Raw genomic sequence first — 3,181 nt, forward strand, 5'->3', positions numbered from 1 at the left:
TGCCTGTTAACCGGCTAATCCGGGGCCCAGGGCTACGGTGAAATGAACACGCCGCCAACAGAAGATACTTGACCGGTGCTGACGGTAGGGTTACACCTGTCTCATGACGGATCGGCAACCGCTGTATCTGGAACCTGGCACTGAGGTTGCCTGGCAGTTGGCCGGTGACCATGCCGGAGAGTACGTGGTGGTCAACGATTATCTCGGCTATCTGGCCGATCGAAACTACTCGGCGCGCACGTTACGGGCCTACGGCTACGATCTGTTGGCGTTTTGCAGGTGGCTCGACGAGTCTGATCTTGCGTTGGAATCAGTAACTACGACATCGCTTCTCGACTTCATGCGGTTCTGTCGGCAGGCGTCGATTCCGGGCCGCCCGGCCAATGTGTTGTCGATGACTGGGCAACGGCTCGATCGGTACTCGCCGACCACCATCAACCACCGACTCGCGGCGTTGACGGGGTTGTTCACCTATCGCAGCATCACCGATCCTGACCTGGTCAATCCGGTCCCGAGTGGGCGTGAAGCACGCCGCGTCACCGCCGAGGAACGCAACGCCCTGCTCGGTCATCTGGTCAAGCCGAAGAAGCGGTCAGCGTTGCGGCTACGCGAACCGCGTCGGCTCCCTCGGGCGCTGGATCGTCGCGAGACCGCAGATCTGGTGGCGAGCCTGCGCACCTGGCGGGACCGGTCGTTGGCCGGTTTGATGTTGTTGTCGGGGTTACGCTCGTGCGAGTTGCTGACCCTGGATGTGACCGATGTCGATATCGGCGCCCGCTGGGTTCGGGTTCTGGGCAAGGGCGGCAAGGAACGCCGGGTGCCCCTCGATGTTGAGGTGGCTGGCCTGATTCACACCTACGTCCTCACCGAGCGGCCCGAATCATCCAGTAGCCGTTTGTTTCTAGTGGCGAAGGGACCGCACCGGGGTCAGCCGCTGACCGCGGCCGGACTACGCACGATCTTCCGCTACCACCGCCTCAAATCCGGCGTGACCGCCGGCCACCCCCACGCGCTGCGTCACACCTTCGGCACCGCGATGGCCGAAGCCGGTGTCGATCTGGCGGTGATGCAAGCGCTGCTCGGCCACGCTCACGTCGATACCACAGCCCGCTATATCCATTTGACCCCGACACATGTCAAAGCAGAGTTCGATGCAGCACGCACACGACTTCGCACCCAGACCTGAGACACCGGCAGAGGTCCAGGCCGCCTACCTCGCCCATCTGCGGCGGCGTGGCCGCGGCAACCCGGCCTACACGCAGGCGGCACGCTCATTCCTCAACCGCTGGCCCACCGTCGCCGACTGGGCCGCCGAACCTCTCGACAAACGCCTGGCCGCGAACTGCTCCACCCGCCCGTTCATCACGTTTCTGATGGTCAGCGGCCGACTTGCACCCGGATACGACTACCTCGTGTACCGCAAGCTCAGCAGCATCTGGCTGGAACTGGCAGTCAGTCCACTCAACGCTGATCTTCAGCGCTTTGTCAGTACGGCAAAGGAATTGGGGTTCACCGACCGGGTGGCATCGGCGATCGCCTCACAGATCATCGCGCGGTTGCTCATCCAGACCCAGCGCCCGTTGACCGGCCTGTGCGAGGACGACCTCGCCGACCTCCTGCAGGCGTGCAGACTGCGCGAAGAACACACCGGGCGCGGCGCGAAGCACTACCGCAGTACCCTGCACAGTGCGCGGCAGATCCTGTTCCATCTGGGCATCCTCGATTCCGAGGCGCCACCGGCGACGACCGCGCACAGCCTCGAGGATCGGATGGCCGATGTGCCGGCAGCGCTGCGCCCGGCATTCGTGGGCTACCTCAACCGCAAGTACGCCACCTGTGCACCGAAAACCGTCAGCAGCATCGCGACCCGGCTCGCGCATTTCGGTCGCTTCCTGGCTGTCACCGACCCCGAGTTGACCTCGCTGGCCCACCTCGACCGCCGACGCCATGTCGAACCGTACCTGGCGTCGTTGCCCACCGCCGTCAACAGTGTCACCGGTGCACCCATCACCGTGGCCGATCGGATCAGACGCGTGCACGCGGTCGGTCATTTCCTGGCCGAGATCACCGAGTGGGGATGGGACGACGCGCCAGCGCGCAAACTGATCTTCCGTGGCGACCTGCCTCGCCCGCAACGGTTTCTGCCGCGCTACCTACCCGTAAATTCCGATCGCAGGCTTGCTGCAGCGCTGGCAGATTCGCCGTATCATCTGGCCGCGGACGCCCTGCTGTTGCAGCGGGCGTGTGGGTTGCGAATCGGGGAACTCCTCGACCTCGAACTCGACTGCATCCATGAGATCCCGGGGCAAGGGTCATGGCTGAAAGTGCCACTGGGCAAACTGGATTCCGAACGCATGGTGCCCATCGACGACGACGTCCTCACTCTCGTCGACCGCATCACCACCACCCGCACTCACGGCCGGCCGTTACGTCACCCCCGCACCGGTGCTCCAGCCGACTTCCTGTTCACCCACCACGGAAAACGTCTTTCACAGAACGCGTTACGCGCCGAACTCAACCGGGCAGCCGCGGCCGCCGGGCTCGACCACATCACCCCGCACCAACTGCGCCACACCTATGCCACCGCCCTGGTCAACGCCGGGGTTTCCCTGCAAGCGCTTATGGCGCTGCTCGGACACGTCTCCACCCAAATGAGTCTGCGCTACGCGCACCTGTTCGACTCCACCGTCCGCACCGAATACGAGCGAGCCCTCGACCTCGCCAAGAGCCAGATCGGCACACTCGCCGTCGACCGGCCTCAACTCCCGATCACCGATATCACCGGATCCGACTGGAAACAGGCTCCGGCCATCAAGTCGCGCCTGGCCGGCGGCTACTGCCTGCGGGCACCCGCCCAGGGAACCTGCCCGTATGCCAACATCTGTGAACATTGTCCCAGCTTCCACACCGACGCCACCCATCTCGGAGTCCTTGCTGCGCAACGCATTGATGCTCAACAGCTCGCCGAGGATGCCGAGTCGCGTGGCTGGATCGACGAGGCGCGCCGCCACCAGCAACTCGTCACCCGCCTCGATACTCTCATCGCCAGCACCACCGAGACTGCATGAGCAGCAAAGCCCTAGTCGAGGTTGAACGAACCTGCGCCGAGCTCGCCGCCGCAGGCCAACCGATCACATTCACCGCAGTCGCTGCCCGCACCAAGATCGGTCGTGCGACCCTA

Annotated in this window: 2 protein-coding genes; both read left to right on the forward strand. The window is 64.2% G+C overall.

Annotation, left to right across the window (positions count from 1 at the left end):
- Positions 1 to 103: 103 nt before the first annotated feature.
- Entirely contained in the window at positions 104 to 1,186 is a 1,083-nt protein-coding gene (locus tag OSB52_RS24500; RefSeq protein ID WP_266063940.1) for a tyrosine-type recombinase/integrase, read from the forward strand.
- Complete coding sequence (locus OSB52_RS24505; RefSeq protein ID WP_266063941.1) at positions 1,152 to 3,068, forward strand: tyrosine-type recombinase/integrase; 1,917 nt, start codon at positions 1,152 to 1,154, stop codon at positions 3,066 to 3,068. The genes OSB52_RS24500 and OSB52_RS24505 overlap by 35 nt, the downstream gene beginning before the upstream one ends.
- The last annotated feature ends 113 nt before the right edge of the window (positions 3,069 to 3,181 follow it).

The organism is Gordonia aquimaris, assembly GCF_026262595.1.
Lineage (GTDB): Bacteria > Actinomycetota > Actinomycetes > Mycobacteriales > Mycobacteriaceae > Gordonia > Gordonia tangerina.

Excerpts from the sequence above, each read along its gene's own strand:
- OSB52_RS24500 (WP_266063940.1), top strand. The coding sequence starts at position 104 with ATGACGGATCGGCAACCGCTGTATCTGGAACCTGGCACTGAGGTTGCC.
- OSB52_RS24505 (WP_266063941.1), top strand. The coding sequence starts at position 1,152 with ATGCAGCACGCACACGACTTCGCACCCAGACCTGAGACACCGGCAGAG.